This window comes from Massilia putida (assembly GCF_001941825.1).
GTDB lineage: Bacteria > Pseudomonadota > Gammaproteobacteria > Burkholderiales > Burkholderiaceae_D > Telluria > Telluria putida.
The window spans coordinates 5,267,748-5,293,336 of record NZ_CP019038.1; the positions used below are offsets into that span (position 1 = coordinate 5,267,748).

At 65.9% G+C, this 25,589-nt stretch carries 27 protein-coding genes; 19 read left to right on the top strand and 8 right to left on the bottom strand.

The window, feature by feature from the left end; all coding sequences use genetic code 11:
- Window positions 1-112 precede the first annotated feature (112 nt).
- From BVG12_RS25615 to BVG12_RS25675, 13 genes are all read left to right on the top strand, one after another.
- Window positions 113-1,546 carry a UbiA family prenyltransferase gene (locus BVG12_RS25615; RefSeq protein ID WP_075794856.1) on the top strand — a complete coding sequence of 478 codons (1,434 nt, stop codon included), beginning with the start codon at window positions 113-115 and terminating at the stop codon, window positions 1,544-1,546.
- Window positions 1,540-2,835 (top strand): FAD-binding oxidoreductase, encoded by a 1,296-nt coding sequence (locus BVG12_RS25620; protein ID WP_075794857.1) that lies wholly within the window; start codon window positions 1,540-1,542, stop codon window positions 2,833-2,835. The genes BVG12_RS25615 and BVG12_RS25620 overlap by 7 nt, the downstream gene beginning before the upstream one ends.
- 1 nt (window position 2,836) lies before the next feature.
- The gene (locus BVG12_RS25625; RefSeq protein ID WP_075794858.1) at window positions 2,837-3,589 is read left to right on the top strand and encodes an SDR family NAD(P)-dependent oxidoreductase; all 753 of its coding nucleotides are present in this window, start codon (window positions 2,837-2,839) and stop codon (window positions 3,587-3,589) included.
- Window positions 3,590-3,594: 5 nt separating this feature from the next.
- Complete coding sequence (locus BVG12_RS25630; RefSeq protein ID WP_156895737.1) at window positions 3,595-5,169, top strand: hypothetical protein; 1,575 nt, start codon at window positions 3,595-3,597, stop codon at window positions 5,167-5,169.
- A complete protein-coding gene (locus BVG12_RS25635; protein ID WP_156895738.1) occupies window positions 5,166-7,169 on the top strand; it encodes a hypothetical protein in 2,004 nt (667 codons plus the stop codon). Before BVG12_RS25630 ends, BVG12_RS25635 begins: the two co-directional genes overlap by 4 nt.
- 9 nt (window positions 7,170-7,178) lie before the next feature.
- Entirely contained in the window at window positions 7,179-8,123 is a 945-nt protein-coding gene (locus BVG12_RS25640; protein WP_075794861.1) for an NAD-dependent epimerase/dehydratase family protein, read from the top strand.
- A complete protein-coding gene (locus BVG12_RS25645) occupies window positions 8,124-9,413 on the top strand; it encodes an NAD(P)/FAD-dependent oxidoreductase (protein WP_075794862.1) in 1,290 nt (429 codons plus the stop codon).
- A complete protein-coding gene (locus BVG12_RS25650) occupies window positions 9,410-9,811 on the top strand; it encodes a GtrA family protein (protein ID WP_075794863.1) in 402 nt (133 codons plus the stop codon). The genes BVG12_RS25645 and BVG12_RS25650 overlap by 4 nt, the downstream gene beginning before the upstream one ends.
- A 176-nt stretch (window positions 9,812-9,987) precedes the next feature.
- The gene (locus BVG12_RS25655; RefSeq protein WP_083685402.1) at window positions 9,988-10,689 is read left to right on the top strand and encodes a MotA/TolQ/ExbB proton channel family protein; all 702 of its coding nucleotides are present in this window, start codon (window positions 9,988-9,990) and stop codon (window positions 10,687-10,689) included.
- Window positions 10,679-11,098 (top strand): ExbD/TolR family protein, encoded by a 420-nt coding sequence (locus tag BVG12_RS25660; RefSeq protein ID WP_075794865.1) that lies wholly within the window; start codon window positions 10,679-10,681, stop codon window positions 11,096-11,098. The genes BVG12_RS25655 and BVG12_RS25660 overlap by 11 nt, the downstream gene beginning before the upstream one ends.
- A gap of 87 nt (window positions 11,099-11,185) precedes the next feature.
- Window positions 11,186-11,650 (top strand): hypothetical protein, encoded by a 465-nt coding sequence (locus BVG12_RS25665; protein WP_156895739.1) that lies wholly within the window; start codon window positions 11,186-11,188, stop codon window positions 11,648-11,650.
- Between the two features lie 7 nt (window positions 11,651-11,657).
- Complete coding sequence (locus BVG12_RS25670) at window positions 11,658-12,992, top strand: hypothetical protein (protein WP_075794867.1); 1,335 nt, start codon at window positions 11,658-11,660, stop codon at window positions 12,990-12,992.
- A gap of 44 nt (window positions 12,993-13,036) precedes the next feature.
- Window positions 13,037-13,678: an SEN1982 family lipoprotein gene (locus BVG12_RS25675; protein ID WP_075794868.1), complete on the top strand. Its 642-nt coding sequence runs from the start codon at window positions 13,037-13,039 to the stop codon at window positions 13,676-13,678.
- 3 nt (window positions 13,679-13,681) lie between these two features.
- On the opposite strand, the gene nth is transcribed toward BVG12_RS25675, so the two are convergent.
- Window positions 13,682-14,329, bottom strand: a complete 648-nt coding sequence (gene nth, locus BVG12_RS25680) for an endonuclease III (protein WP_075794869.1) — start codon at window positions 14,327-14,329, stop codon at window positions 13,682-13,684.
- 6 nt (window positions 14,330-14,335) lie between these two features.
- Window positions 14,336-15,040: an electron transport complex subunit RsxB gene (gene rsxB / locus BVG12_RS25685; protein ID WP_267877492.1), complete on the bottom strand. Its 705-nt coding sequence runs from the start codon at window positions 15,038-15,040 to the stop codon at window positions 14,336-14,338.
- Window positions 15,041-15,304: 264 nt separating this feature from the next.
- Here rsxB and BVG12_RS25690 point away from each other — a divergent pair, with 264 nt between their 5' ends.
- Complete coding sequence (locus tag BVG12_RS25690) at window positions 15,305-15,724, top strand: VOC family protein (RefSeq protein WP_075794871.1); 420 nt, start codon at window positions 15,305-15,307, stop codon at window positions 15,722-15,724.
- Between the two features lie 52 nt (window positions 15,725-15,776).
- On the opposite strand, the gene BVG12_RS25695 is transcribed toward BVG12_RS25690, so the two are convergent.
- The 4 genes from BVG12_RS25695 to BVG12_RS25710 form a co-directional block, all read right to left on the bottom strand.
- Window positions 15,777-17,012 (bottom strand): polyhydroxyalkanoate depolymerase, encoded by a 1,236-nt coding sequence (locus BVG12_RS25695; RefSeq protein WP_075794872.1) that lies wholly within the window; start codon window positions 17,010-17,012, stop codon window positions 15,777-15,779.
- A 236-nt stretch (window positions 17,013-17,248) separates the two neighbouring features.
- Window positions 17,249-18,346: an NAD(P)/FAD-dependent oxidoreductase gene (locus tag BVG12_RS25700; RefSeq protein WP_075794873.1), complete on the bottom strand. Its 1,098-nt coding sequence runs from the start codon at window positions 18,344-18,346 to the stop codon at window positions 17,249-17,251.
- 123 nt (window positions 18,347-18,469) lie between these two features.
- Window positions 18,470-18,793 (bottom strand): ferredoxin FdxA, encoded by a 324-nt coding sequence (gene fdxA, locus BVG12_RS25705; RefSeq protein WP_075794874.1) that lies wholly within the window; start codon window positions 18,791-18,793, stop codon window positions 18,470-18,472.
- A gap of 312 nt (window positions 18,794-19,105) precedes the next feature.
- The gene (locus BVG12_RS25710) at window positions 19,106-20,647 is read right to left on the bottom strand and encodes a gluzincin family metallopeptidase (RefSeq protein ID WP_229503712.1); all 1,542 of its coding nucleotides are present in this window, start codon (window positions 20,645-20,647) and stop codon (window positions 19,106-19,108) included.
- A 159-nt stretch (window positions 20,648-20,806) separates the two neighbouring features.
- Here BVG12_RS25710 and BVG12_RS25715 point away from each other — a divergent pair, with 159 nt between their 5' ends.
- Window positions 20,807-21,088 carry a polyhydroxyalkanoic acid system family protein gene (locus BVG12_RS25715; RefSeq protein WP_075794875.1) on the top strand — a complete coding sequence of 94 codons (282 nt, stop codon included), beginning with the start codon at window positions 20,807-20,809 and terminating at the stop codon, window positions 21,086-21,088.
- On the opposite strand, the gene BVG12_RS25720 is transcribed toward BVG12_RS25715, so the two are convergent.
- Window positions 21,075-21,332 carry an acyl-CoA-binding protein gene (locus BVG12_RS25720; protein WP_075794876.1) on the bottom strand — a complete coding sequence of 86 codons (258 nt, stop codon included), beginning with the start codon at window positions 21,330-21,332 and terminating at the stop codon, window positions 21,075-21,077. The two genes, BVG12_RS25715 and BVG12_RS25720, sit on opposite strands and share 14 nt — an antisense overlap.
- A 158-nt stretch (window positions 21,333-21,490) precedes the next feature.
- Complete coding sequence (locus BVG12_RS25725) at window positions 21,491-21,847, bottom strand: FKBP-type peptidyl-prolyl cis-trans isomerase (protein ID WP_036235195.1); 357 nt, start codon at window positions 21,845-21,847, stop codon at window positions 21,491-21,493.
- Between the two features lie 185 nt (window positions 21,848-22,032).
- Between BVG12_RS25725 and BVG12_RS25730 the strand changes: the two genes are divergently transcribed.
- From BVG12_RS25730 to BVG12_RS25745, 4 genes are read left to right on the top strand one after another with little or no spacing between them, the layout of a single operon-like run.
- The gene (locus BVG12_RS25730; RefSeq protein WP_075794877.1) at window positions 22,033-23,004 is read left to right on the top strand and encodes a YVTN family beta-propeller repeat protein; all 972 of its coding nucleotides are present in this window, start codon (window positions 22,033-22,035) and stop codon (window positions 23,002-23,004) included.
- Window positions 23,004-23,774: a polysaccharide deacetylase family protein gene (locus tag BVG12_RS25735; RefSeq protein WP_075794878.1), complete on the top strand. Its 771-nt coding sequence runs from the start codon at window positions 23,004-23,006 to the stop codon at window positions 23,772-23,774. The genes BVG12_RS25730 and BVG12_RS25735 overlap by 1 nt, the downstream gene beginning before the upstream one ends.
- The gene (locus BVG12_RS25740; RefSeq protein ID WP_075794879.1) at window positions 23,771-24,766 is read left to right on the top strand and encodes a sterol desaturase family protein; all 996 of its coding nucleotides are present in this window, start codon (window positions 23,771-23,773) and stop codon (window positions 24,764-24,766) included. Before BVG12_RS25735 ends, BVG12_RS25740 begins: the two co-directional genes overlap by 4 nt.
- Entirely contained in the window at window positions 24,763-25,587 is an 825-nt protein-coding gene (locus tag BVG12_RS25745; RefSeq protein WP_075794880.1) for an EI24 domain-containing protein, read from the top strand. Before BVG12_RS25740 ends, BVG12_RS25745 begins: the two co-directional genes overlap by 4 nt.
- Window positions 25,588-25,589 lie beyond the last annotated feature (2 nt).

Consider the following 25,589-nt stretch of genomic DNA (forward strand, 5'->3'; position numbering starts at 1 on the left):
AATCAATAAGTTGTTCATATTGCTCGGTTATAATACTGAACTTTTGCTATTAAGTATTTCACAGTGTCTGGCAATAACACATGAGTTCGCCAGCATCCTGCAGGACATTCAATTGAACACGGCTCCCCTCATCGTCGACCTGGACGGTACGCTGATCCATACCGACATGCTGCACGAATCCGCGCTGCGGGTATCGCGCGACCGTCCCTTGGACGTGTTGCGCATCCCGCTATGGCTTCTGCAGGGCAAGGCCGTCCTCAAGAGCCAGCTGGCCAGCCGCAGCAGTTTCGACGCGGCGCTGCTGCCGTATAACGAATCGCTGCTGGACTGGCTCAAGGAAGAGCGCGCGGCCGGCCGTCGCATCGTGCTGTGCACCGCGTCCGACCGTTCCATCGCGCAAGCCGTGGCCGACCACCTGGGCGTGTTCGACGACGTCCTGGCCAGCGACGGCGACGTCAACCTGGCCGGCGACCACAAGGCCGACGCGCTGGAGAAGCACTACGGCCACGGCAATTTCGACTATGTCGGCAATTCCAGCGCCGACCTGAAAGTGTGGCGGCGCGCGCGCCGCGCCATCGTCGTCAACGGCGGCCGCGGGCTCGCGCGCAAGGCGGCGGCACTGTGCAACGTCGAGCGCGAATTCCCGCCGCAGAAACGCGGCCTCGCGGCGTGGCGCAAGGTCTTGCGCGTGCATCAGTGGATGAAGAACCTGCTGCTGTTCGTGCCGCTGCTGGCCGCGCACCGCGTGATGGACATCGACGGCTGGCTGACCCTCGCGCTGGCCTTCGTCTCGTTCAGCCTGTGCGCATCGACCGTCTACATCGCCAACGACCTGCTCGACCTGGAAAGCGACCGCGCCCACCCGCGCAAGCGCCTGCGCCCGTTCGCGTCGGGCGCCGTGCCCGCGTGGCAGGGCGTCGTGCTGGCGCCCGTGCTGCTTACCGTCAGCCTCGCGCTGGGCGCCTTCGTCGGCGGCACGTTCCTGCCGTGGCTCCTGTTTTATTTCGTGCTGACGTGCGTGTACTCGTGGGGCTTGAAGCGCGTGATCCTCCTCGACTGCATCACGCTCGCCATGCTGTACACGCTGCGCATCACGGCCGGCGCGGCGGCGCTGTCGATGCCGCTGTCGTTCTGGCTGCTGGCGTTCTCCGTGTTCCTGTTCCTGTCGCTGGCGTTCGTGAAGCGCTATGCCGAGCTGCAGACGCAGGCGCTGTCCGGCAAGCAGAAAGTGCATGGCCGCGGCTATTACACGAGCGACGAACCGCTCGTGCTGAACCTCGGCGTCACCGCGGGCTACGCTTCGGCCGTCGTGCTGGCGTTGTACCTGAACAGCGAAGTGGTGCTGGAGCTGTATGCGCGGCCGGAAGCCGTGTGGGGCGCCGTGCCCGTGCTGATCTTCTGGATCAGCTGGATCTGGATGCAGGCGCACCGCGGCCTCATGCACGACGACCCCCTGGTGTTCGCCGTGAAGGACCGCGCCAGCCGGCTGGCCGGCCTCGCGTTCGGCGCCGCGCTCGTCATCGGTGCGCTCGGGTGGCCATGGTAAAAGTCTCGTCGTGGGGCCGGCTCGACAGCCACGAACACGACCTGGTGCCGCTCGCCGACCGCGACCAGGCCGTGCGGGCCGTCGCGGGCGGCCGCGGTCTCCCCCAGGGCAATGCGCGCAGCTACGGCGACGTCTGTCTGAATCCGGACGGCCGCCTGTGGCGCATGACGGGGCTGGATCGCTTCATCGCCTTCGATCCCGGCACCGGCCGCCTGCGCTGCGAAGCGGGCGTGCTGCTGCGCGACATCCAGCGCATGAGCATCGTCCACGGCTGGCTGCTGCCGGTGACGCCGGGTACGCAGATGATCACGGTCGGCGGCGCCATCGCCAACGACGTCCACGGCAAGAACCACCACGTGCTGGGTTCCTTCGGCGACCACGTGTTGCAGCTGCGCCTCGCGCGCACGGACGGCCGCGTCATCGACTGCGGCCCGGACCTCGAAGCGGGCTGGTTCGCCGCCACCGTCGGCGGCATGGGCCTGACGGGCGTGATCGTCGAGGCCGAGCTGCAGCTGCGGCGCGTGGCGGGCCCCTGGCTCGTGACGGACACGGTCCCGTACCGCAACCTCGACGAATTCTTTCAGCTGGCCGACACCTCCGAAGCCGGCTGGGAACAGACCGTGTCGTGGGTGGACTGCCTGTCCGGCATCGGCCGCGGCCTGTTCTTCCGCGCGAACCTGGCCGCCATCCCGGACCGCGGCGCGGAATCGGGCCGCAAGCCGAAGCGCGTGCCGTTCGTGCCGCCCGTGTCGCTGGTGAACGGCCTGTCGCTGCGCGCATTCAACGAGACCTACTTCCGCGCCAACACGCTCAAGGCCGGCTACGCCGTCGCGCACTTCGAGAAATACACCTACCCGCTGGACAACCTGCACGACTGGAACCGCATGTACGGCCCGCGCGGCTTTTATCAGTACCAGAGCGTCGTGCCGCGCGCGGCGGGGCAGGCCGCGATCCAGGCGATGCTGGCCGCGATCAAGGCGTCGGGGCAGGGCTCGTTCCTGGCCGTGCTGAAAACCTTCGGCGACCGCACGAGCCGCGGCATGATGAGTTTTCCGCGGCCCGGCGTCACCCTGGCGCTGGACTTTCCCAACCGCGGCGCGCAAACCGCTGCCTTGTTCGAGCGGCTGGACGCCATCGTGCGCGACGCGGGCGGGCGCATCTATGCCGCCAAGGATGCGCGCATGCCGCGCGACCTGTTCGAATCGGGCTACCCGCGCCTCGCCGAATTCTTGCAATACCGCGACCCGGGCATCAGCTCGGCGATGTCGCGCCGTCTGATAGGAAGCTGATATGCCGGACTCCCTCCAACGCATCGTGATCGTCGGTGCGACCTCTTCGATCGCCGAGCATTGCGCACGCCTGTGGGCGGCCAAAGGCGGCGTCGCGTTCACGCTCGTCGGCCGCGATGCCGCCCGCCTGGAACGCGTGGCCGCCGACCTGCACGTGCGCGGCGCCGGCTCGACCGTCACGGTACGCACCGCCGACTTTTCCGACCCGCGCGCCATCCGCGCGCTGGCCGACGCCGTCGTCGCGGAGGGCATGCCGCACCAGGTGCTGATCGCGCACGGCTCGCTGCCCGACCAGCAGCAATGCCAGCGCGACCTCGACGCCGCCTGCGAGGCGCTGGACGTGAACGGCGTGTCGCCCGTGCTGTTCGCGGAAGCGTTCGCGGGCCACATGGAACCCGTCGGCGGCGTCATCACGATCATCGGTTCCGTCGCGGGCGACCGCGGGCGCCGCTCGAATTATGTGTACGGCGCGGCCAAGGGCCTCGTCACGCGCTATGCGCAAGGCTTGCAGCACCGGCTGGCGGGCAGCGGCAGCGCGTTGAAAGTCGTGCTGGTCAAGCCGGGGCCGACGGCGACCCCGATGACGGCGCACCTGCCGCAGCGCGGCCTCGCGCCCGTCGAACAGGTGGCGCGCCTGATCGTGGATGGGGCCAACGCCGGCAAACCGGTGGTGTACGCGCCGGGCAAGTGGGCGCTGATCATGATGGTGATCCGCCATCTGCCGGCCGTCGTCTTCAACAAGATGAACATTTGACGGCGATGCTCGATACCCCACGTTCGCGTCTCTGGGCCTGCGCGCTGCTGTTCGTGCTGGTCGCCGTCGCGCTGGTCGCCAGCCAGCTCGGGCCGATCCGTACGCTCAACCACGAAGTCGGCGACTTCGCGGCCAACAGCCTGTTGATCCAGGACGCCAAGCGCCTGCACCTCATCTACGGAAACTACTCGCGCGTCGGCTTCAACCATCCCGGCCCCGCGATCCTGTACGTGCTGGCGTTCGGCGAATTGATCTTCCACGACTGGCTGCACGTCGTGCCGTCGCCGCTGTCGGGCCAGCTGGTCGCCGGTTGCCTGTACAACGCCGCCTGGATCGTGCTGATCGTCGCGCTCGTGCGCCGCGCCGGCGCCGCGCTGCTGCCCGCGCTCCTGTTCGGCACCGTCGCCGTGCTGATGATCGCGCGCAGCGACCATGCGATCGTCAACGGCATCTGGTTCCCGCATTTGTACGTGCTGCCGTATGCGGCCATGCTGGTGGCGATCTCGCGTCTCGTGCACGGCCATGCGGACAGCCTCAAGGCCCTCGCCGTCGCGAGCGGTTTCCTGATCAACGGCCACGTGTCGTTCGTGCCGATGCTGGGCGTGATCCTGATCGTGGTGCTGCTTGCCAACTGGCTCGCGTCGCATGACGACCGCGCGATCCGCGTCCTCTCCATCGGCTGGCTGCGCGCGCACCGGCGCGAGCTGCTGACGGCGCTCGGCCTCCTGTTCCTGTTCTTCGTGCCCCTGCTGGTCGCCACCGTCCGCCACTGGCCCGGACCGGTCCACGACTACCTGCAATTCGGCCATGACAACAAGGGCAACACGCTGGAGCAGACGGTGCGCTACGTGTTCGCGTACTGGGCGGCCGGACCGGCCGTCGTCTGCGGCCTGCTGCTGCTGATGCTGTCGTTCGTGGACGCGCGCGGCGCCGGCATCGCGCGGGCGGCGCGCGCGCTCGGCGTGGCATTCGTCGCCGCGACCGTGGCCGTGCTGTTCTACGTGAAGGTCGGCGTCGACAACCTGGACTACAACTATATCGCGCTGTTCTACTACGCGGTGCCGGCGCTCGCGTGCGCGCTGCTGGCGCTGGTCGTGTTTCAGGCCGGCGGCGCGGGCGCCATCAAGAGCGGCGTCGCTGCCGTGCTGACCCTGTGGGCGCTGGGCGGCATCTGGCATCAGGTGAAGCAGGATCCGATGTACACGGTGTTCTACAACCGCCCGGACATCCCGGCCCTGTACGACGGCCTGCGTGCCTTGCCGGGCAGCGGCCGCATCGTGCTCGACCTCGAACAGAAAGACGAGACCTGGGGCGAGATCTGGGGCCACGTGCTCGGCCTGCAAGCCTATGCCAAGCGCCGCCACGTCGATCTCGTGTGCGTGAACGAGCACTGGCACATCTCGTTCACGCGCGCGGGCCAGTGCACGCCGGAGGAAGTGGCGCACAACCGCCGCTACGACGTGCGCCAGGCCGGCGCGCGCGATCCCGTCCCGGGCAAACCCGACGTCGAGGCGGCCCACCTCGCCCTACATCGCGCGGGTGCCGCAACGGCGCCCATCGCCACCGCAGGAGCTCAATGATGATGAACCGTCCTTCTTCCGTCGTCGCCGACGACCGTAAGCCGTTCACGAACACCCGGACCCTGTCGCCGAACGTGGTGTTGTTCCTGGCGATCGCCATCGCGCTCATGATCTTCCAGTGGCAGATCGATGCGAACAAGGTGCTGCACGAGATGGGCGACTTCGGCGCCAACAGTCTCCTGATCCTCGACGCCAAGCGACTGCACCTCCTGTACGGGAATTACTCGCGCATCGGCGTCAACCACCCCGGCCCCGCGATCCTGTACGTGCTGGCGTTCGGCGAATTGATCTTCCACGACTGGCTGCACGTCGCGCCGTCGCCGTTCTCGGGCCAGTTGCTGGCCGTGTGCCTGTACAGCGCAGCGTGGATCGTGCTGATCTTCGCACTGATCCGCCGCATGGCGGGCGCCGTGCTGCCCGCGCTGATGTTCACGCTGGTGTTCACGGCGGCCCTCGGCCTGTTCGAACCGTCCGTCTTCCTCGGCATCTGGTTCCCGGACCTGTACATCCTGCCGTTCGCCGTGGTCGTGCTGTCGATCTCGCGCCTGGCCTGGGGCCATACGGACGCGCTGCGCGCGCTGGCCGTCTCCAGCGGTTTCGTCATCAACGGCCACGTGTCGTTCGTCCCGATGCTGGGCGTGACGCTGATCGTGATGCTGGCGGCGAACCTCCTGATCACGTTCCGCAACCGGAGCATGTGCATCCTGACGCCCACCTTCCTCGTGCGCCATCGCCGCGACATCCTGGTCTCGATCGGCCTCCTGCTCCTGTTCTTCGTCCCGTTGATCATCGCGACCATCGTCGATTTCCCCGGCCCGGTCTACGGCTATATCGCGTTCGGCAGCAACGACAAGCACAACTCGTTGAACGATGCGCTGCAGTTCGTCGGCCTGTTCTGGCAGCCCGGCTTTGCGTGGGCTTGGGGCGTGCTGGTGGCGCTGATGCTGCTGACGGGCGTGCGCGCGTCGTCGAAGGCCCTGCTGCGCGACGCGCGCGGGCTCGGCATCGCGTTCATCGCGGCGTCGGTCGCGCTGCTGTTCTACGCCAAATTCGGCATCGACCACCTCGACCTGGTCTACGTCGGCCTGTTCTACTACTCGGTGCCGGCGCTGGCCGCGGGCCTGGGCATGTTGTACCTGTACGAGGCCGTCCGGTCGAACGCGCGCGTGGCGGCGGCTGCCATCGTCACCATCGCGGCCGTCGTCGCCACCGGCAACGCGGTCAGGAAGCCGGTGTTCTACGATGACCTGTACGACATCCCGGGGTCGAAGCAGCTGTACGACACGCTGCGCCAGCAGCCGGGCCTTGGGCGAATCGTGCTGGACGTGGAGCAGAACGGCGTCGCCTGGGAATACGTGTGGGGCAACGTCGTCGCGCTGCAGCTGTATGCGAAGCGCCAGGGCGACGACCTGTTCTGCATTAACGAGCACTGGCACATTCTGTTCACCAAGCCGGGCCGATGCCGTCCGGAGGAATTGAATACGCAGCGGCGCTTCTTCGTGCGCCCCGCGCGCACCGCGGACATGGTCGCGGAAGAGCCGGATTTCCAGGGGCAGGGCCTGCTGCTGTACCGCCATGGCCGCGTCCTCACGCCGGTCTCGTACACCCAGGTCGTCGACCACAAGGATTATTTCCGCAAGATCCTCGGCAAGGGCTGGGCCGACATCGAGACCGATTTCGTTTGGTCGAACGGCCCGGTGGCGGAGCTCAACCTGCCCGCCGACGCGCAACGCAAAGGCGCCGTTCACCTGGACCTGGGCAGCTTCATGCCGGAGAAATCGTTCCGCCAGCACGTCGACGTCTACGTGAACGGCCAACCGGCCGGCGGCTGGGACTTCGACAACTTCGAGATGCGCCACCAGATCAAGATCCCGCTGGGTCTGGAGCCGGGCGCGCCGCAGCACATCGAGCTCAGGATCGCGCATCCCGTCTCGCCGAAGCAGTACGGCATGTCGCCCGACGCGCGCCTGCTCGGCGTGTCGCTGTACGGTATCAGATGAGGAAACAGAATGAATGATTTGAACCGCAAGATCATCCTGCCCGGCGGCGCCGGGCTGGTCGGACAGAACCTGGTGGCGCGGCTGATGTCGCGCGGCTACCGCAACATCGTGGTGCTGGACAAGCACCGCGCCAACCTCGACGTGCTGCGCCGCGTGCAGCCCGACATCACCGTCGAATACGCCGACCTGGCCGAGCCGGGCGAGTGGTCGCGCCACTTCACGGACGGTTCCACCGTCGTCATGCTGCAGGCGCAGATCGGCGGCAACGACTGGAACGACTTCGTGCGCAACAACGTCGACGCGACGCGCCACCAGCTCGACATCATCAAGGGCCAGCCGAACACGCGCCTCGTCGCCATCAGCTCCTCGGTCGTGGTGTCCGTCGCCGACGATTTCTACACGCGCAGCAAGCGCGAGCAGGAGGCGATGGTGCTGGCGAGCGGCATCCCGTGCCCCGTGCTGCGTCCGACCTTGATGTTCGGCTGGTTCGACCGCAAGCACCTGGGCTGGCTGTCGCGCTTCATGAACAAGGTGCCCGTGTTCCCGATCCCGGGCCACGGCCGCTACATGCGGCAGCCCTTGTACGTGGGCGACTTCTGCAGCGTGATCATCGGTTGCATCGAGGACCCGTCCATCACGGGCGTCTACAACATCTCGGGCCACGAGGAAGTCGACTACATCGACATCATCCGCGAGATCAAGCGCGTGACCCGCTCGAAGACACCGATCGTGAAGATCCCGTACAGCCTGTTCTACGCGCTGCTCTGGGTGTGGGGCAAGTTTGACAAGAACCCGCCGTTCACGACGCAGCAGCTGGCGGCGCTCGTCGCGCGCGACAGCTTCGAGGTGATCGACTGGCCCGGCATGTTCAAGGTGCAAAGCACCCCGTTCGCGAAGGCCATCGACGAAACCTTCAACGATCCGAAATACAGCAACGTCGTCCTGGAGTTCTGAATGAAGCAGCGTATTGCCGTCCTGGGGGCGGGGCCGATGGGCCTTGCCGTGGCTTACCAACTGGCGCGCGACGGCCACCAGCCCGTCGTCTACGAAGCGGACGACCGCGTGGGCGGCATGGCCGCGCACTTCGATTTTTCCGGCACGTCGATCGAGCGCTACTACCACTTCCACGCGATCTCCGACCACGCCTTCCTGAAAGTGCTCGACGAGCTGGGACTGTCGGCAAACATGCACTGGGTCGCGACGAAGATGGGCTACTGGTTCAGGGGCGAGGTGCAGGAATGGGGCAATCCGGTCGCGCTGCTGAAGTTCCGCGGTCTGAGTTTCGCCGCCAAGTTCCGCTACGGCCTGCACGCCTTCCTGTCGACGAAGCGCGACGACTGGAAACCCCTCGATCACGTCGAAGCGAGCGGCTGGATCAAGGGTGCCGTCGGCGCGGAAGCGTGGGAAGTGCTGTGGCGCCGCCTGTTCGACTACAAATTCTACGACTACAGCAACAACCTGTCGGCCGCATGGATCTGGAGCCGCATCCGCCGCATCGGCCGCTCGCGCTACAACCTGTTCAAGGAAAAGCTGGGCTATATGGACGGCGGTTCCGCGACGCTGCTCGAAGCGATGCGCGCCGACATCGAGCAGCACGGCGGCATCGTGCGCCTGAGGACGCCCGTGACGAAGGTCGTTATCGAAGACGGCAAGGTGAAAGGCGTGGAAGCGGGCGGCCAGTTCGAGCCGTTCGATAAAGTGATCAGCACGATCCCGCTGCCTTACGTGCCGCGCGTGATGCCCGACCTGCCGCCCGCCACGCTCGACGCGTTCCGCTCGAAGAAGAACATCGCCGTCGTGTGCGTGATCGCGAAGCTGCGTAAGCCCGTCACGGAGAACTTCTGGCTCAACACGAACGACGAGGAGATGGACATCCCCGGCCTCGTCGAATACACGAACCTGCGCCCGATGGGCGACCAGCACATCGTCTACGTGCCGTTCTACATGCCGGGCGAGCATCCGAAGTTCGCGGAGCCCGACCAGGCCTTCCTCGACAAGGTCAAGCGCTACCTTCAAAAGATCAATCCGTCGCTGCTTGATGCGGACTTCGTCGACATGCGCGCGAGCCGCTACCGCTACGCGCAGCCGATCTGCGAGCCGGGCTACCTCGACCGCCTGCCGCCCGCGAAGCTGCCCGTGGGCGGACTGTGGGTCGCGGACACGTCGTACTACTATCCGGAAGACCGCGGCATCTCGGAAAGCATCGACTTCGGCCGCAAGATGGCGCGCGAGGCGGGCGCGTGATCAAGAGCTTCGCTTCGCGCCAGTTCCTCGTCTTCCTGCTGACGGGGGGCTTCGCCGCGGCCATCAACTTCGGCTCGCGCATCCTGTACAACCGCACGATGCCGTTTTCCTCGGCCGTGATTCTCGCCTACCTCACGGGCATGATCACCGCGTTCGTGCTGGCCAAGCTGTTCGTGTTCCGCGAAAGCCGGCAGGCCACGCACCATGCGGCCGGCTGGTTCATCCTCGTGAACGTCGTGGCCGTCGCGCAGACGTGGGCGATCAGCATGCTGCTCGTGAACTGGGTGTTGCCCGCGCTGGGGGTGACGGCGTTCGCGCGCGAGATCGCGCACGGGGTCGGCGTCGTCGTACCCGTGTTCACCAGCTATCTGGGGCACAAGCACTTCAGTTTTCGCTGAACGCGAGCTGCAACGGACGACAAAGGCGCTTCGGGCGCCTTTTTTCATGGTCATGGAATTTGTGATTTCCATTGAGTGGCAATAAAACTGCGTAATAGTAGTAAATATATTGCCGGACAATGAATATCTTGTGTTACATTGGCGCGTAATCCGTTGTTTCCATGGAAAGGTAAACGATGTCCAGATTGCCCCGCCTCGGCCTGTACGGCTTGTTGCTGCTTGCATTCCCGGCCCGAGCGCAGGGCCTGAACCTCGCCGCCGAACTGCTCCACGGCGGCCTGGGCATCGTCGCGATCGGCGCGCTGTCCGTGCTGGCGCTGGCCGTGACGCTCGAGCGGCTCGTCAACTTCCGCCTGGAGAAAGTGGCACCGCCGGATCTGGCCCTCGATGCGGAAACGCTGTGGCGCGCGGGCCGGTTCGACCAGCTGCGCGAGCGGGTGGCCGGCGGCGACAGCTGCCTCGCGCGCATCCTCGGATGGATGGTCGAGCAGCGCCACCTGCCGGCCGAAAAGCTGGCGGCGCGCGTGGCGGAGATGGCGGGCGTCGAACTGCGCCTGCAGCAGCAAAAGGCGTATGCGCTGAACGTGGTGGCGACGGTCGCACCGATCGTCGGCCTGCTGGGCACCGTGGTCGGCATGATCGAATCGTTCCACGTCATCGCCTTCAATGGCATGGGCGATCCGACCCTGCTGGCGGGCGGCATCTCCAAGGCCCTCGTCAACACGGCGGCGGGGCTCTCGGTGGCGCTGCCGTCCTTGGCCATGCACCACGTCTTCCGCAACCGCATGGTCGGCATCGGCATCGCGCTGGAGCGCCAGCTGAACCGCGTGCTGGACGGCATGCCCGCGCGCACGCTGGAGGTGGTCCATGCGCATTGACCTCGGCGACGACGAGCAGCCCGAGATCGGCCTGATCGCGCTGATCGACTGCATCTTCTTCCTGCTGATGTTCTTCATGGCGGCGACGTCGTTCAAGCACCCCGACGGCAAGAAACCGGAAAAGAACATGCGCATCTTGCTGCCGACGTCGCAGGTCAGCCTCGACCCCGCCACAGCCGGTCCGGCGCCGTTGATCATCGGTGTCGACGCGGAGGGCTCTCTCTACATCGACGGCAAGCGGGTGTCGACGCAAGCCCTGCACGACCTGCTCAAGCGCGAGGCGGCGCGCGATCCGGCGCAGCCGGTCCGCATCGACGGCGACCAGGCCGCGCGCTACCAGGACATCGTGCACGTGCTCGACCTCTGCCAGTTCGAGGGACTCACCCGGGTGTCGATGCACACGCGCTGACGATGGCCCTCGACGACGCGCCGACGTTCGCCCCGACGGTTGCCCCTATCCGGCGGCATCCGTTCCTGGTGGCGCCGCTCCTGCTGCATGCGGTGCCGCTCATCGCGCTTTACTACCTGGGCAGCCAGCGCATCGAGCTCGCCCAGCGCGACCGGCAGCAGCGCCTATCGCGGCAAGGACGGACGCCTGGTCACATGGGACTACGTCGACATGGCGCGCTATCCCCTGATCCCGCCGGTGTCCGCGGAAGACGCCGTGTACTACGGCTATACGGAGCTGATGATCGACGCGGACCAGGACCTGTCGATCTGGGTCGGCGCGGACGACGACGCGCAGCTGCGGCTCAACGACAGGCTCGTGTGGGAAGGCGGGAACGTCAACAAGGGCTCGTTCTTCGGTCAGTTCTACGAGACGAGGAACACCTATGTGCGCGACTACGACCTGAGCGAAGGCAAGCGCGTGGTCCATTTCCGGAAAGGCCGCAACAAGCTGTTCTTCAAGCTGTCGAATGGCCCGACCCGGGTGTTTTTTTCGCTGGTCCTGACGAAGTGAACGGGTGATGGCCGGCTTCCCGACACGTCATCCCTGGCTGGCGGCGTCGCTTGGGGCGCACGCATTGCTGGCGGCCGTGCTGTACACGGCAGGGCCGGTGCGCGTGGAGCGCAAGCGCGACGACGGCGTGCGCGCGGCGGTCGGCGCGTCGCTGCAGCAGACGGCGCAGCGGGAAATGCGGCGCCAGTTGCGGACGATGGAAGAGATCAAGGAGGCGCTGGAACAAAGCGCGGGCGTCGCCGCGGACAAGCCGATGTCGAGCGAGCCGGCCGTCCGCGCGCGCGAGCTGGCCGCCGCGATCGAGCAGGTGCGGCAGAAGATCCGCGCGGACGAGATGGCGCGCGTGCTGCGCATCCCCGAGGCCGAGGCGCTCGAACGCGTGAAGGCCGAGGCGGCGCAGCGCCGGGCGCCTCCCGTGCCAAAGAACCGGCCGCCCGAGGCCGTCGTCGCGCAACTGGCCGCGCAGGCCCGGGCCGCCCTGGCCGAGCGGCGCGCGCAGGTGCTGGCGCAGCGGCAGGGCATCGCCGTCAATGGGCCGGGCCGCGCACCGGGCGCGGGACCGCAGGGCGGGGCGGACGCGCACGGTGACGGCAAGGGCGGCGCTGCCCGCGGCGGCATCGGCCGTTCCGGCTCGCCGTCGGCGGCGACGGGCGGCCGGCTCGATGCGCTGGCGAGCGGACTCGGATTGACCACGCCGGGCGCGCTGACGGGCAGCAGCCTGGATATGTCGAGCGATGCCTTCGGCGACACGCGCGGCTACGGCGAATTCCGCGCGCCGCCGCCGTTGGATGCGGCACGCGTACGGCCCGGCGCCGGGCGCGTGCTGGGTGCGGGCGGCCCGTACGCGAGCCGCGTCTTCGTCGACACCTGGTACGTGATCGGCCCGTTCGAAGGGCAGGGCCGCGACAGCCTGAAGGCCGTGTATCCGCCCGAACGCGGCGTCGACCTGGACGCCGTCTACTACGGCAAGAACGACCTGCCCGTGCGCTGGACGTACCAGCAGGACAGCTACCCGACCGTACCGCGCCCGCGCGCGGAACACGCGGTGTATTACGCGTACACGGAGATCACACTCGACCGCGACATGGACCTGTGGGTGTGGATCGGCGCGGACGACGATTCGAAGATGTGGTTCAACGACAGCCTGGTGTGGATCGGCAGCCAGGTCGACGACAAGCCCTGGTACCGTGTGCCGTTCTACACGATGGAGCCCGAGCTCGCGACGCGCAATCTCACCGAAGGGCAGCGGCGGCTGCATTTTCACAAGGGGCGCAATACGATGCTGTTCAAGCTGTATAACGGCATGGATCTGATGTTCTTTTCCGTCGTGTTGTCGCGCTGATCGTATGACGGACCGGGCCCAAGCCTTGGTACAATCGCATCACCATGAACAAGACCGCCATTTCCCTCGTCCTTGGCGTGACGTTGTCCGCCGCGCTGTCCGCCTGCGACAGCAAGACCTCCGCCAACGAAAAGAATTTCGGCATCGCCGTCAGCCAGTACTTCGACAAGAAGGGCGACATGTGCCTGGACCCCATCACCTGGCCTGTCGACGTGTACGACATCGACCTGCGCCAGCAGAAGCTGTACCCGGACGGCGTCGCCGGCCAGATGGCGGCGCTGGAAGCGGCGGGCCTGGCCAAGGGCGAGGACATGGAATTGCCGGGCACGTTTGTCGACGGCAAGCCGAACGGGTTGAAGGTCAAGGTCAGGCGCTACGTCATGACCGACGCCGCGAAGCCGTATCTGCACGCGGCGGCGGGACGGCAGCCGCGCATGTGCTGGGGCCGCAAGTCGCTGAACAAGGTGATCCGCTGGGCGGACCCGGCCAAGGTCGGCGACCACGAGGAATCGGCCGTGATCTACACGTACACGCTGTCGAACGTCGCCGCCTGGGCCAGGAAGCCGCAGATCAAGGAAGCGTTCCCCGTGCTCGGGCGGACCGTCGACGGCGAGCGCACGCAGAAGGAAAAACTGTACGTCAAGCTCACGCCGCAGGGTTGGGAAGCGCTCGGCCTGAACGACTGAGGCTCATGCATCCTTTGGCGCCGGCGTCTTGTCCTTGTACTCGCACAGGTCGTTGATGATGCAGTTCCAGCACTTGGGCTTGCGCGCCACGCAGGTGTAGCGCCCGTGCAGGATCAGCCAGTGGTGCGCATCGTGCAGGAATTCCTTCGGCACGAATTTCAGCAGCTTCTGTTCGACCTCGTCGACGTTCTTGCCGGGCGCGATCTTCGTGCGGTTCGCCACGCGGAAGATGTGCGTGTCGACCGCCATCGTCGGCTCGCCGAACGCCGTGTTCAGCACGACGTTCGCCGTCTTGCGGCCCACGCCGGGCAGGGCTTCCAGCGCTTCGCGCGACCGCGGCACTTCGCCGCCGTACTGGTTCACGAGGATCTCGCACGTGGCGATGACGTTCTTCGCCTTGTTGTTGTACAGGCCGATCGTCGAGATATAGGTTTTCAATTCGTCCAGGCCCAGGTCGAGGATCGCCTGCGGCGTGTTCGCCACCGGGTACAGGCGGCGCGTGGCCTTGTTGACGCCGACGTCCGTCGATTGCGCGGACAGCAGCACGGCGATCAAGAGTTCGAACGGCGTCGTGTATTCGAGTTCGGTGGTGGGATGCGGATTGGCGTCACGAAAGCGCGTGAAGATCTCGAGGCGTTTGGCGGGATTCATCGATGCTTATTTCTTGTTGTCCGGGGCGGCCTTCTGTTTCGCGCGCTCGATGGCGGCCGCGATGATGGCGCGCTTGCGTTCCTTTTCCGCCAGTTCTTCCGCCGTATTCGCGGCTTCCGCCGTCACGGCGCGCATCTTTTCGACGGCCTTGGCGGCCAGGCGCGCGTCGTTTTCTTCCTTTTCGCGGCGCAGGCGCTCGGTGCGGAAGTCGTGGCGGGCGCGCGCGGCGTCGGCCTGTTCCTGCGACCACGCGGCCCAGCCGGTCGGCTCGCTTGCCGGATCGTCGGTGCGCGGGATCATGGCGATGCAATCGACGGGGCAGGGTGCCACGCACAGGTCGCAGCCCGTGCACAGGCTCGGCAAGATCGTGTGCATCTGCTTGGCCGCGCCGAGGATCGCGTCGACGGGGCACGCCTGGATGCACAGCGTGCAGCCGATGCACAGGTTTTCGTCGATGAATGCGACGGGGCGCGGACGTTCGACGCCGTTGGCCGGGTTGATCGGGATGACGGGCCGGCCGGTGATCCGCGCCAGCCGCGCGACGCCTTCGAGGCCGCCGGGCGGGCACTGGTTGATCTCGGCCTCGCCGCGCGCGATCGCTTCCGCGTACGGGCGGCAGGCGGGATAGCCGCACTTGGTGCACTGGGTCTGCGGCAGCAGGTCTTCGATCTGGTCGGCGAGCGTTTTGGTCACGGCGGTCTGGCGGCTGATAAAGCGGCGTTCAGCGTTTGCTAAACCGTCATTATCCGCGAAAAGCCGGTTGTCGTCGAAGATGCCCTTGCCGGAGCGGTCCTTTTTGTCTTGAGCCCGGCGGCAATCTGCCCTAGACTTGTCGCGCCATCAACAGAAGAAAGGAGGCCATCGTGAAACACGTATCCCTGCCGGGCGTATCCGAGGCCAGCCTTCCTTCCCGTCGATCGCAAGAAGGTCGTCCGGTGGGCCATCCACTCTCTATTCATGGATTCAGCGACTTTCATGCAAGCGATTCCAACGATCTATTTTCCCGGCCTGTGTGCCGACGCCCTGTCCTTTTATCGTGACATTCTCCACGCCGAGGTGCTGTTCCAGCTGACGGCGATCCCTGACGCGCAACCGCAATACTTGGCGCCCGGCAGTCCGGGCAAGATCATCCGGGCCGGCCTGCGCATCGGCGCGACCGTCGTGTATTTGTCCGAGGGACATCACGCCGGCGCGCCGGCCTTCCAGGGCTTTTCGCTGAACCTGCACGTGGACAGCAACATCGACGCGGCCCGCATCCTGCAGGCGCTGGGCGAGGGCGGCGATGTCCGCATTCCCTTGCGCGCGACGGCGTGGGCCGATGGCTTCGGCGCCGTCGTCGACCGCTACGGCGTGCACTGGATGATCGAGTTCGCCGGCACGCGCGCGCCGCAATAAACAAAAATGCCGCGGTTCGGGCCGCGGCATTTTATTGAGGCAAGCGCAACGCTCAGGCGTTCTTGCGGATGAACTCGCCGATCATCGGGCAGATGATCTCGCGCCAGCGGCGGCCCGAGAAGATGCCGTAGTGGCCGCACTTCGGTGCCGTGAACTGCTGCTGTTTCTCGGCCGGGATGCTGGTGCACAGGTCGTGCGCCGCATGGGTCTGGCCGGCGCCGGAGATGTCATCCAGCTCGCCTTCGATCGTGAACAGCGCGACGTTCTCGATGTCTTGCGGACGCACGAGCTGGCCGCCGACTTCCCACGTGCCCTTGGGCAAACGGGTTTCCTGGAATACCGTTTTAATCGTTTCCAGGTAATACTCGGCCGGCATGTCGAGGACGGCGTTGTACTCGTCGTAGAATTTGCGGTGCGCTTCCGCCGAATCGTCGTCGCCGCGCACCAGGTGCTGGTAGAACTCGCGGTGGCTCTGGGCGTGGCGGCCCGGGTTCATGGCGATGAAGCCGGCATGCTGCAGGAAGCCCGGATACACCTTGCGGCCGAAGCCCGGGTAATTGCCCGGCACGGCGTAGATCACCGTGTTCTCGAACCAGGAGTACGGCTTTTCCACCGCCAGGTCGTTGACGGCCGTCGGCGATTTGCGCGGGTCGATCGGGCCGCCCATCATGACCATGGTCTTGGGCAACTTGGGATCCTTGTTCGTCGCCATCAGCGAGATCGCGGCGAGCACCGGCACGGTCGGCTGGCACACGGAGATGACGTGCACGTCCGGGCCGAGGTGGCGGATGAAGTCCTGGACGTAATACACATAGTCGTCCAGGTGGAACGGACCGTCCGACAGCGGCACCATGCGCGCGTCGACCCAGTCGGTGATGTAGACGTCCTGGTCCGGCAGCAGGGCGCGGACGGTGTCGCGCAGCAGCGTGGCGTGGTGGCCCGACAGCGGGGCCACGACGAGCACCGTCGGCTGTTTGAGCGCGGCGAACTCGCTGTCGCTCATGTCCTTCTTGAAGTGCATCAGCTTGCAGAACGGCTTGCTGACGACCTCGCGTTCCATGATGCCGACCGTCTTCCCGTTGATGATGGTCGAGTTCAAGCCGAAAGCAGGTTTCTCATAGTCCTTGCCGAGGCGGTACATCAACTCGTAGCCGGCAGCGATACGCTGCGAGAACGGGGTGTGCGCGAACGGCGAGACCGGATTCGAAAACAGTTTGGCAGAGGCGTCGGCCCACTGCATCAGCGGGTTCAGGAAGGAGCGTTGCATCTCGTGCAGTTGGTAAAGCATAATTTTTTCCTTCATGACTCTGTGCGCAATTTGAAATCGTTTGCGCAACGTGTTCGATCAATTATAGGCTCATTCGGCTTGGCGTGGGGCAACATCGAGCCTGAGTCACAATCTGTTTATTACTGCATTGCACAATTTGTATCACAGATGGCCGGAGCCGGTTCGTTAAGTGCACTACATAAGAAAAATGCCCCGCGTCGGCGGGGCATTTTCGTAGTACTACCGTTACGGAACGGTCAGTCGAACACAGGCGTCTCGACGCCGAGGATCTTGTGCAGCTTCGGCGAGGTCGTCGTGTACTGCATGTGGATCTTCTTGTCCGGGAAGATGTACGGCGCGGCGCCGAAGGCGGCCAGCGCGGCTTCGTGGAAGCCCGACAGGATCAGCTTCTTCTTGCCCGGGTAGGTGTTGATGTCGCCCACGGCGAAGATGCCCGGCACGTTGGTCTCGAACTTTTCGGTGTCCATGACCTTCAGCTGGCGGCGTTCGATGTCCAGGCCCCATTCGGCGATCGGGCCCAGCTTCGGCGACAGGCCGAAGAACACCATCAGCATGTCCAGCGGCACGCGGCGGGTGACGCCGTCGGCACCGGTGACCTTGACTTCGGACAGCTGGCCGTCCTTCTCGTCGAAGCCGGTGACCTGGCCGATGATCAGCTGCATCTCGTATTCTTCGCACAGCTGCTTCATCTTGGCGACGGACGCCGGGGCGGCGCGGAAGTCTTCGCGACGGTGCACCAGCACGACGGATTCGGCCTTGCCGACGAAGTTCAGCGCCCAGTCCAGGGCGGAGTCGCCGCCGCCGCAGATGACGAGGTTCTTGCCTTCGAACAGGCTCGGATCCTTGACGCGGTAGAACAGCTGGCTGTTCTCGAACTTGTCGATGCCGTCGACCTTGATCGTGCGCGCCTGGAACGAACCGACGCCGGCCGCGATGAAGATGGTCTTGGTGATGAAGCGGGTGCCGGTCGACGTTTCGACGTTGAAGCGGTGGTCTTCACGGCGCTGGACGGTCGTGACTTCCTGGCCCAGGTGGAAGGTCGGCTCGAACGGCTCGATCTGCTTGAGCAGGTTGTCGGTCAGTTCCTGGCCGGTGCAGACGGGCACGGCCGGGATGTCGTAAATCGGCTTGTCCGGATACAGCTCCACGCACTGGCCGCCGACGGCCGGCAGCGAATCGATCACGTGGGCTTTGATCTCCAGCAGGCCCAGCTCGAACACCTGGAACAGGCCGACCGGGCCCGCGCCGATGATCACGGCATCGGCTTCGATGGCGCCGGCAAAGGAGCTGTTGGGAGCGATGGTGCCCACTTCGGGGGTGGCACTGATAGTCATGCTAATTTCCTGAAAATGATGTGCTGTAGGTAGGACGAGGGCGGATAGTGTGCCACGAATGGCGCACGTCTGCTGGGACCGGCAAAGGACGCCGGCCGCGGCGGGCCGGCGCTCGTGAACGGTTTAGCGGGCCAGCTGGTCCAGCTTGCTCTTGACGTCTTTCCACTCGTCCGCGTCGGGCAGAGCCGGCTTCGTCTTGGTGATCGACGGCCAGTTGCGCGCCAGGTCGGCGTTGAGCTTGATGAATTGCTGCTGGTCCGACGGCACGTCCTCTTCCGCGTAGATCGCGTTGACCGGGCACTCCGCCACGCACACGGCGCAGTCGATGCACTCGTCCGGGTCAATGGCGAGGAAATTCGGGCCTTCCCGGAAACAATCTACCGGGCATACATCCACGCAATCGGTATAGCGACAACGGATGCACGATTCGGTGACAACGTGGGTCATAACAGTCCTATCAATGAGTGGGAGCGGCGGCGCGTAATTTTTACAGGGAACGTTCGGGCGCCTCGAACAACCGTCGCGAGCGGCAGCAATGTTGTTCCGGAAGCGCAGCTGTACGAACGGTACAGCGAGCATCGCAGAACGGCAGTGCAACGCGCAGCAGGTTGTTCGACGCGCCCGTTCGCCGGACGCGGCAAAGCACTGTATTTTAGGGCAATTCTGCTTCTACGACAAATCAGGCTTATACACAATACACATAAGCAAATGTACTCGGAGCGCCTGTGCCGGCCCGGGAAACGGGCCTGTCCGGGCCCCTCATGGCGCCTTCGGCAGGTCCACCACGGTGGCCGTCGCGACGGCGGCGCCGGCTTCATCCGTCACCGTCACAGTCTTCAGCGCCACCGACGTCTGCGTCGTGGACGGCGCTGCGCCGGCCGGTCCGGACCGCCCATGTTCGGCGCACCAGCGCGCCAGCGCGCCCGCTTCCGCCTGCAGGACGCGTTCGACATCGTAGTATTCGGCCAAGTTCATCGTGCCGCAGCAGGCGCGCCGGTCCTGGCGCGCGCCCGGCGCGTCCGTCACGAGCGGCGGCAGGCGCAGGCCGGCCGGGTGGTCGCCGGCGACGCCGGCCGGCACGGCGAACACCTCGCGCCGCGCGAAGCGGTCGCGGATGGCGTTGATGGTGTCCTGCGGTTTGCCGTCCGCGCGCGCGAGGCGCAGCATTTCGTTGGCGACGTCGGCGAACGTGGCGGCCACGTCGGGGGCGGCGATCAGCGCGCGCAGCACCAGGCCGCGCAGCCAGCCGGCGACGCGGTGCAGGACGCTCGCGCAATCCTCCAGCGCGGGATTGCGCTCGAAGGCGAACACGTCGGCGAGGACGTCGTAGACCGCGCCCGTGAACACTTGCGAGATCGCGTGCACCTCGGTGCCAGCCTGCGACAGCGTCAGGTCGTTGTCGGCATTGCGCAAGCCCGTCGTGCTGCCGAGGGCGAGGCCGAATTGCTCGGCGATGTCGGCCAGGAAGGTTTTATCGTGCAGGTGCGCCTTGGTCTGGGCGATGACGGCGTCGCACTGGTCGAGCTGGGACAGGGCGAGGAAGATCGCCGTCAGATCGCCGAACGACTCGTGCAAGCCGCCCGTCTGCGGGGGATTGTCGGCCAGCAGCCAATGCGGCTTGAGGCCGTCCAGCACGGCGTGCCCGGTTTCGTGCGAGACGATGTCGAACGAGCGGCAGGTGTACACGCGCGCCGTTGCTCCGCCCGGCACGAAGTCGCCGAATTTCAGGCAGGCCTGAGACCGGCTGTAATACGCGTTCATCACGTTCGGCAGGCCGTGCGGATACACCTGCAGCGGCGCCGTGTCCGCGCTGCTGTTCCACTGCCAGGGCAGGGGCATCGCGTTGCCCGCCGTCGACAGCGCGCGCTGGTACATCGTCAAGGTCTGGCGCACGACGGCGAACGTGTGGACGGCGTCGAACTGCGGCGTGTCCGGCATCGTCACGAAGTCGCCGAACGCATTCGGTTCGACCGGCGGGATATCGGCGCCGCCCAGCACGATGCGCGCATCTCTCGGCCCGGCCAGCACGACGCCGGGCAGGAACACCTTGCGCGTGCCGATCTCGTCCACCGACGGATCCTGCTTCCACATCAGCACGCGCGCGCCGGACGCGTAGGGCAGGGGCACGCCGGCCGGCCGCGCCGCGTCAAGCGGCGAGGCGCTGCCGGGGCCGGCCAGCGGGCGCGGCTTGCCCGGCTGGTCGAGCAGCTGCGCGGCCTTGCGGTGCTGGCGATAGGGGGCGCTGGGTGTCGGCACGAACCCGACGGACAGCGGACGGCGGGTGGGGGTGGATGAGTCCATGGTCGCTTCCTCCTCGATTCATACGAAGAATGGTCGTCCCTTAGCCGATGGGAGCATTGACGCTCATCAATTGATTATTCTCTAGGCGAGCGCTGGCCTTTGCGCTCATCAGCTGGCATGATGGCGGGCTTGTTTGATTTGAATCAGTAAGGACATCGAATGCCGGACATCAGCATCACCCAACCGCACAACCTGAGCCAGACCGACGCGCGCGCCGCCGCGCAAAAGGTGGCGGACAAGCTGGCCCGCGACTATGGACTGAATTGCAAATGGGAAGGGGATGTGCTGCGTTTCGCACGCACCGGCGTGGAAGGGGCGCTCACGTTGGGCGAGCGCCAAGCCGCGTTGCGCATCAAGCTGGGCTTTTTGATGAGTGCTTTCGCGTCCACCATCGAGCAGAAGGTGGTCGACAGCATGCGCAAGGTATTTACAGGTCCTTGAGTTCTTCGATCAGGTCGACGTACTGCTGCATCGCCTCGTCCTGCGAGGTGCCTTTCAGGCTGGCCCAGGCGTCGTACTTGGCGCGGCCGACCATGTCGGTGAAGCCGGGACGCTCGCCGCTGACGTCGCCGGTCGACGCCTGCTTGAACAGTGCGTAGATTTTCAGCAGGGTCATATTGTCCGGACGCTCCGGCAGATTCTTCGAATCGAGCTGGGCCTGGGCGAACTGTTCTTGCAAACTCATGGTAATTCCTTTCGACGGATGCGGTTTCTTGCCATGTATGGAAGGCAAAACTTCGCGCATCTTAGCGCATCGTGTACGGAATCACTGCTGATTTGAGCGGATTTTAGAGGGATTGTTCGGTAGGGCGGACGGCACAGCCGCCCACCCTGCGACGCAGGTCAGACGTCCAGCAGCTCGACGTCGAAGATCAGGGTGGCGTTCGGCGGAATCACGCCGCCGGCGCCGCGTGCGCCGTAGCCCAGGCTCGCCGGGATGATCAGACGGCGCGCGCCGCCGACCTTCATGCCCTGCACCCCTTCGTCCCAGCCGCGGATCACGTGACCGGCGCCCAGCGGGAACTGGAACGGATCGTTGCGGTCTTTGCTGGAATCGAACTTGACGCCGGTGCTGCCGTCGTCGTTCTGCAGCCAGCCGGTGTAGTGCACGGTCACGTAGTTGCCGGCCTTCGCTTCGGCGCCGCTGCCGACGACGGTATCTTCATATTGCAGGCCGGAATTCGTGGTGGTGATGGACATGGTTTTCCCTTGTTGTTCGGAGTGAAAGGCCGATTGTAGTGCATGACCTGTCAAAGTGCCATTGACGGCCTGTCCACTGTGTTGCGGCGGCGCGCCGGTCGCGTCCGATTCAAGCGTCCGCCCCTACGGGCTGTTCAAGTTTCCCCGTAGAATAAAGCTTTCCTTCCTCGGACTCTCGTCGTTCCATGCTGCGTCGCTTCCGCAAGTCTCTCATCTCTGGTTTCGTCCTGTTTTCGGCCATCCAGGCCGCCCATGCGAACGTCGTGGTCGTGCTCAATTCGCGCGATGCCACCGTCCAGCTGCTCGACCAGGCGACGGGCGCGGACAACGGCACGTTCGCGGTCGGCAAGGAGCCGCACCACCTGATGGCCACGCCGGACAACAAGTCGGTGATCGTCGCCAGCTCGGCGGGCAACGAGCTGATCTTCCTCGATCCCGTCACGGGCAAGGTGCAGCGCCGCCTGGCCGACGTGCTCGACCCGTACCAGATCGGCTTCTCGCCCGACCAGAAATGGTTCGTGTCGGCGTCGCTGCGCCTGGACCGCGTCGACATCTACAAATACGACGGCGGCAACCTCGTGCTCAGCAAGCGCCTGCCGCTGGCGCGCATGCCGAGCCACATCGCGTTCGACGCGGCCAGCACGACGGCGTTCGTCACGCAGCAGGGCAGCGACCAGGTCAGCGCCATCGATTTGAAAACGCAGACCGTCAGGTGGACCCTCCCGGTCGGCAAGCTCCCGGCCGGCATCGCGATGACGCCGGACGACAAATACCTGCTCGTCGGGATCATGGGCAGCGACTACGTCGAGGTGATCGACTGGCGCGCCCAAAAGACCGTCAAGCGCATCAAGACGGGCGAGGGCGCCCACAACTTCCGCGCCGTCGGCGACCGCCGCCACGTGTTCGTGTCGAACCGCGTGCAGAATTCGATCAACATCATCGACCAGGTCACGCTGGAAAACGTCGGCATGATTCCCGTGCCGGGCGGTCCGGATTGCATGGAACTGACGAATGACGGCAAGACGCTGTGGGTGACGCTCCGCTGGATCAAGAAGGTCGCCGTGATCGACGTCGCGAGCCGCAAGGTGCTCAAGCTCATCCCGGTGGGCCGCTCGCCGCATGGCGTGTTCTTCGCCAACTCGGCGCCGCGGATGTGATGCCGCGGCCCCCGCATGCCGCCGTCATCGCGCTGCTGGCGGCCACATCGATCGCTCAGGCTGGCGCACATGCCGCCGATGCGCCGGCGTGCCGCGGCACGATCTACCTGACGTTCGACACGGGCAGCCAGTCGCAGGCCGAGCTGATCGCCGACACGCTGCGCCGCCACCGCATCAAGGCGACCTTCTTCCTCGCCAACGAGAAGACGGTGCGCGGCGACTGGTCGCTCGATCCGTCCTGGGCCGATTACTGGAAGGCGCGCGTGGCGGAAGGCCACGCGTTTGGCAGCCACACGTTCGACCACGTCTACTTCCAGCGCGACGAGGCGGGTGGGGGCATCGTCGTCAAGCCGCAATTCGGCGCGCACGCGGGGCGGAAGGAGACGTGGACGGCGCAGCAATACTGCGACGAACTGCGCCGCGTCGACACGCGTTTTACGCAACTGACCGGCCGCCACCTCGACCCGATCTTCCGCACGCCGGGCGGCCACAGCTCGCCCAACATCCTGGCCGCCGCGACGAGCTGCGGCTACCGGCACGTGGGCTGGGCGCCGGCCGGCTTCTCGGGCGACGAGACGTCCAGCGAAAAATTCCCGAACGCGGTGCTCTTGAAGCGCGCGCTGGACAACCTGAAGGACGGCGACATCTTCATGGCCCACATGGGGATCTGGTCGCGCAAGGACCCATGGATGCCGGCGAACCTCGAGCCGCTCATCACCGGGCTCGAACGCAAAGGCTTTTGTTTCGCGACAATGAGGGAGCATCCGTGATCCAGCATTTCCTCGATGGGTTCGCCTTCCTGCAGGGATGGCTGTTCGAGAACGCGGTCGAACCCGCGATGTTCGCCCTGGGCCTCGGCGAATACCTCGAAGACGCCTTCGAGGGCGTCGAATGGTTCCTCGCCGGCGCCTGCGAAGTGGCGGCCCTGTACCTCGTGCTGCGCCCGCTGGAAGCCATCATCCCCGTGCACAAGATGACGGACCGCTACGCGCGCTGGAACGATTTCGTCTACACGCTGATCCACCGCCTCGGCCTGTTCAGCATGGCCGTGTTCTTCACGCTCGACCCGGTCATGGACGCCGTCGCCGCGGCGCTGCGCATGGAAGGCGTCCACCCGTTCAACCTGGAAGGCCTGATGACGGGCTTCCACCCGCTCGCCAGCTTCCTGTCGTACCTCGTCGTGCTGGACTTCTTCGATTACTGGTTCCACCGCGGCCAGCACAGATTCCGCTGGTGGTGGGCGCTGCACAGCCTGCACCACAGCCAGGTGAACATGAATCTGTGGAGCGACGACCGCAACCACCTGCTCGACGACCTGCTGCGCGACGTCTACATGGCGATCCTGGCGCTGGCGATCGGCGTGGCGCCGAGCCAGTACGTGCTGCTCGTCTCGGTGTCGCGCGCGCTGCAAAGCCTGCAGCACGCGAACGTGCGCATCCACTTCGGCCGCCTCGGCGAGCGCCTGCTCGTGTCGCCGCGCTTCCACCGCACCCACCACGCCGTCGGCATCGGCCACGAATCGCGGGGGCGCGAGCTGGGCGGCTGCAATTTCGGCGTGCTGCTGCCGGCCTGGGACCAGATCTTCGGCACCGCCAACTTCACGCCCGGCTGGCACGGCACGGGCGTGCGCGACCAGTTCGCGCGCACGAATCCCGATGGAACCATCCGGCCGGCGCGCGATTACGGACGCGGATTCTGGCGCCAGCAGTGGCTGGGCCTCGTGCGCCTGTTCGACGCCGGCAGCCGGCGCAACGCGGCATGATCCGCCCCGTCGCCATCGCCTACGGCCGCGCGCTGCGTTCGCAGTTCTCGGGGCGCATGCTGCTGTTGTCCGTCGTGCCGCTGCTGCTGTCGCTGGCGCTGTGGGGCGGCCTGCTGTACACCGGCATGCAGCCGCTGCTGGACTGGCTGCACGCGCTGTTCGCCGACTACGGCCTGTTCGAGACGAGCGGCAGCATCCTCGCCACCCTGGGCCTGGGCTTTTTGAAGACGCTCGTGATCCCGCTCGTGGCAATGCTCGTGCTGCTGCCGCTGATGATCATCACGTCGCTGCTGTTCATCGGCGTGGGCGCCATGCCGGCCATCGCGCGCCACGTCAGCCGCGTGCAGTTCCCGACGCTCGAACGCAAGGAGGGCGGCAGCTTTCTGGGCAGCCTGGGTGTGAACCTGTCCGGCATCGTCGTGTTCGCGCTGCTGTGGCTCGTCACCCTGCCGCTGTACGCGCTGGCGCCCCTCGCCCTCGTCGTGCAGGCCGTCCTGTGGGGCTGGCTGACGGCGCGGGTGATGGCCTACGACGCGCTCGCGATCCACGCAAGCGTGGAGGAACGCCGCACGATCGTGCACGCGCAGCGGCGGTCGCTGCTGCTGATCGGTACCGTGTCCGGCCTGCTCGGCGCGCTGCCGGGTATCGCCTGGATCGGCGGGGCGCTGTTCTCGGTGGTGCTGTTCCCCGTGCTGGCCGTGCTGTCGATCTGGCTCTACCTCGTCATCTTCATCTTCACGGGCCTGTGGTTCCAGTACTTCTGCCTGCAGGCGCTGGCCGACCTGCGCGCCGGCCGGGGCCTGAAAGACGTCACGCCCTGACG

Bases quoted from the DNA above. Each gene is read 5' to 3' on its own strand.
- BVG12_RS25695 (WP_075794872.1), bottom strand. From the start codon at position 17,012: ATGCTTTACCAACTGCACGAGATGCAACGCTCCTTCCTGAACCCGCTG.
- BVG12_RS25670 (WP_075794867.1), top strand. From the start codon at position 11,658: ATGGCCGGCTTCCCGACACGTCATCCCTGGCTGGCGGCGTCGCTTGGG.
- BVG12_RS25730 (WP_075794877.1), top strand. From the start codon at position 22,033: ATGCTGCGTCGCTTCCGCAAGTCTCTCATCTCTGGTTTCGTCCTGTTT.
- BVG12_RS25655 (WP_083685402.1), top strand. From the start codon at position 9,988: ATGTCCAGATTGCCCCGCCTCGGCCTGTACGGCTTGTTGCTGCTTGCA.
- BVG12_RS25690 (WP_075794871.1), top strand. From the start codon at position 15,305: ATGCAAGCGATTCCAACGATCTATTTTCCCGGCCTGTGTGCCGACGCC.
- BVG12_RS25635 (WP_156895738.1), top strand. From the start codon at position 5,166: ATGATGATGAACCGTCCTTCTTCCGTCGTCGCCGACGACCGTAAGCCG.
- BVG12_RS25620 (WP_075794857.1), top strand. From the start codon at position 1,540: ATGGTAAAAGTCTCGTCGTGGGGCCGGCTCGACAGCCACGAACACGAC.
- BVG12_RS25645 (WP_075794862.1), top strand. From the start codon at position 8,124: ATGAAGCAGCGTATTGCCGTCCTGGGGGCGGGGCCGATGGGCCTTGCC.
- BVG12_RS25675 (WP_075794868.1), top strand. From the start codon at position 13,037: ATGAACAAGACCGCCATTTCCCTCGTCCTTGGCGTGACGTTGTCCGCC.
- BVG12_RS25735 (WP_075794878.1), top strand. From the start codon at position 23,004: ATGCCGCGGCCCCCGCATGCCGCCGTCATCGCGCTGCTGGCGGCCACA.
- BVG12_RS25715 (WP_075794875.1), top strand. From the start codon at position 20,807: ATGCCGGACATCAGCATCACCCAACCGCACAACCTGAGCCAGACCGAC.
- BVG12_RS25665 (WP_156895739.1), top strand. From the start codon at position 11,186: ATGCGGTGCCGCTCATCGCGCTTTACTACCTGGGCAGCCAGCGCATCG.
- BVG12_RS25630 (WP_156895737.1), top strand. From the start codon at position 3,595: ATGCTCGATACCCCACGTTCGCGTCTCTGGGCCTGCGCGCTGCTGTTC.
- BVG12_RS25710 (WP_229503712.1), bottom strand. From the start codon at position 20,647: ATGGACTCATCCACCCCCACCCGCCGTCCGCTGTCCGTCGGGTTCGTG.
- nth (WP_075794869.1), bottom strand. From the start codon at position 14,329: ATGAATCCCGCCAAACGCCTCGAGATCTTCACGCGCTTTCGTGACGCC.
- BVG12_RS25745 (WP_075794880.1), top strand. From the start codon at position 24,763: ATGATCCGCCCCGTCGCCATCGCCTACGGCCGCGCGCTGCGTTCGCAG.
- BVG12_RS25625 (WP_075794858.1), top strand. From the start codon at position 2,837: ATGCCGGACTCCCTCCAACGCATCGTGATCGTCGGTGCGACCTCTTCG.
- BVG12_RS25660 (WP_075794865.1), top strand. From the start codon at position 10,679: ATGCGCATTGACCTCGGCGACGACGAGCAGCCCGAGATCGGCCTGATC.
- BVG12_RS25720 (WP_075794876.1), bottom strand. From the start codon at position 21,332: ATGAGTTTGCAAGAACAGTTCGCCCAGGCCCAGCTCGATTCGAAGAAT.
- fdxA (WP_075794874.1), bottom strand. From the start codon at position 18,793: ATGACCCACGTTGTCACCGAATCGTGCATCCGTTGTCGCTATACCGAT.
- BVG12_RS25700 (WP_075794873.1), bottom strand. From the start codon at position 18,346: ATGACTATCAGTGCCACCCCCGAAGTGGGCACCATCGCTCCCAACAGC.
- BVG12_RS25640 (WP_075794861.1), top strand. From the start codon at position 7,179: ATGAATGATTTGAACCGCAAGATCATCCTGCCCGGCGGCGCCGGGCTG.
- BVG12_RS25725 (WP_036235195.1), bottom strand. From the start codon at position 21,847: ATGTCCATCACCACCACGAATTCCGGCCTGCAATATGAAGATACCGTC.